General features: G+C 67.7%; 2 protein-coding genes. One reads left to right on the top strand and one right to left on the bottom strand.

What is annotated here, in order from left to right; genetic code table 11:
* Positions 1-2,340: TonB-dependent siderophore receptor (locus LPZ50_RS23930; RefSeq protein ID WP_419195637.1), on the top strand; the 2,340-nt coding region annotated here is incomplete at its 5' end.
* 31 nt (positions 2,341-2,371) lie between these two features.
* Here the strand turns inward: LPZ50_RS23930 and LPZ50_RS23925 are convergent.
* A partial coding sequence (locus tag LPZ50_RS23925; RefSeq protein WP_230665341.1) for a thiamine phosphate synthase occupies positions 2,372-2,693 on the bottom strand: 322 nt, incomplete at its 5' end.

Here is a 2,693-nt window from a genome sequence, read left to right as displayed (position 1 = left end):
GCCTTGCTGGCCATGGTGCCGGCGGCGGGCGCGCAGGCCGCAGCGGCGGACCAGGCCCAGGGCGCGCAGCAGTTCGACATTCCCGCGGGACCCTTGAACCAGGTGCTGACGCGCCTGGTGAACGAAACCGGGATTCTGCTGGCGGCGGCGCCGGACCTGGTGGCCGGCCGTCACAGCGATGGTGTGCGGGGCCGCTATTCGCGCCCGGATGCCTTGGCGCGCGCGTTATCGGGCACCGGCCTGCGGGCCACTCGAGAGCGGCCCAACCAATACCGGCTGGACGCCGCGCCGCAAGGCGAGGTGACGCAACTGGAGCCAGTGGTGGTCAGCGCCGCGGCCGGCTTGCCTCCCGTGTATGCGGGCGGCCAGGTGGCCACCGGCGGACGCCTTGGATTGCTGGGCAACCGCAGCGATATGGACACGCCGTTCAGCGCCACGCAGTACACCTCGCAACTGATCGAAGACCAGCAGGCGCAGAACATCGGCGATGTGCTGGTCAACGATCCTTCGGTGCGCAATACCTATGCGCGCGGCGCGGGACGCGATGAGTTCAACGTCCGCGGCTTTACGCTGTTCAACTACGACGTGTCGTTCAATGGTCTTTACGGCGTATCGCCGCGCAATGCCACCTCGTTGATCGGTATCGAGCGGGTCGAGGTGCTGCGCGGTCCCAATGCCTTGCTAAACGGCATGACGCCGTACGGGTCGGTGGGCGGGTCGATCAACCTGGTGCCCAAGCGCGCCGGCGCCGACCCGCTTAACCGCGTGACGCTTTCCTATATAGGCGACAGCCAGTTCGGCGCGCATGCCGATCTGGGGCGCCGCTATGGCGACGACCAGGCATTCGGCGTGCGCCTGAACGTGGCGGGCAGCGGCGGCGACATGGCTGTTGACGGCGCCAAAGAAGATTTCGGCGCCGTGGCGCTGGGTCTGGACTACCAGGGCGACGGCTGGCGCATCGAAGGCGATATCAACTATCAGAACCGCGATACCAATGCGCGCAGCGGCCTGTTGTTCCCGCCGCCGTCGGGTGTGGACATTGGCGATACGCCCGACGCGCGGCGCAACTTCTTTCCTTCCTGGACATACTGGAGATCCCAGGAATGGTCGGGGGCCGTGCGCGCCGAGTATGACCTGAACCCCGACTGGACGGTGTACGGGGCGCTGGGCGCGCGCAAGCACGATTTCACCAGCTTGCAGACGACGTGGCTGATGCTGGACGGCGCCGGCAATATCGGTTCCATCCCCGCCCGCCTGGACGAAGCCTTGCTGAGCAAGACCGGCGAGATCGGCGTGCGGGGCCGCTTCCACACCGGGCCGCTCAGGCACGAGCCGGCGGTAAGCGCCAGTTTCCTGGACATCGACTACTCATCGGCGCGCATACGGTCGAGCACGATTTTTTCCAACATCTACGACCCGGCGGATCTGGCGCGGCCCGATATTCCCCGCCCGGGGGATCTGCCCCGCACCAGCGATACGCGGCTGTACAGCGTGGCCGTGGCCGATACGATCTCGGCGCTGGATGACCGGGTGCAGGTCATTGTGGGCCTGCGCAATCAACGGGTGCAGTCGATCAACTATGACGCGGCAACCGGGCAGCGTGCGTCCGACTACGGCGAATCCCGGCTGACACCGGCCTTTGCCCTGACGGTGCGCCCAACGCAGCACCTGAGCCTTTACGGTAACTACATCGAAGGCCTGAGCCAGGGGGGCACCGCGCCTGTCGGCGCGGTCAACGCCGGCGAAGTGTTCGCGCCCGCCGTGTCCAAACAGATGGAAGTCGGCGCCAAGTACGATTTCGGCAGTTTCTCCACCACCTTCAGCGCATTCCAGATCGAACGCCCCAGCAACTATCTGGACCCGGATACCTTGCGCTACGTGGCCGACGGCCGGCAGCGCAATCGCGGCCTGGAACTGCTGGGCCAGGGCGAGATCGCTCGCGGCGTGCGCCTGCTGGGCGGCGTGGCGTATACCGATGGCCGCCTGACACGCACGCAGGGAGGCGTCCACGACGGCAACCATGCGCCCGCGGTGCCGCGCTACCAGTTCAACGCCGCGGTGGAATGGGATACCCCCTTCCTGCATGGCCTGACCCTTACCGCGCGCATGCTGCGAACCAGCCAGCAATACGTGGACGCGGCCAATACCCAGACCATTCCGGGCTGGACGCGTTTCGATGTGGGCGCGCGCTACGCCTTCAAGGCCGGGTCCACGCCCATGGTGCTGCGGGCCACCGTGGAGAATGTCCTCAACAAAGACTATTGGCAATCCGCCGCGCGCGAAGGCCTGACCGTGGGCGCGCCATTGACCGTGCTGGTGTCGGTTAGCGCGGAGTTCTGAGCCGGGGGGCGTCGGCCCCCCGAGCGATGGGCTATGGAATCAGGCCGCGGATACCCGCCACGCCGTGCGCGCCATGGCGGCGTGCATCGTTCATGGTCTGGTCGGATTGCCCGCCCAGCGCGAACACCGGCAGCCCGGCATCGCGGCTGCCCGCCACGAAGCCGGGCCAGCCCATGCCCGGCTGCCCGGGGTGGCTGGGGGTTTCCAGCACCGGCCCCAGCACCGCGAAATCGGCGCCCAGTTCACGCGCGTGCACGACCTGCGTGTTGTCGTGGGCCGACACGCCCACCAGGCTGTCCGCGGGCAGTTCGGGCCGGGCCTGCAAGGCGGCGGCGTCGTCCCAGCGCAGGTGC

The organism is Bordetella petrii (assembly GCF_020991325.1).
In the GTDB taxonomy this organism is placed as follows: Bacteria; Pseudomonadota; Gammaproteobacteria; order Burkholderiales; family Burkholderiaceae_B; genus Bordetella_A; species Bordetella_A petrii_E.
This window is presented reverse-complemented; position numbering and strand designations above follow the sequence as displayed.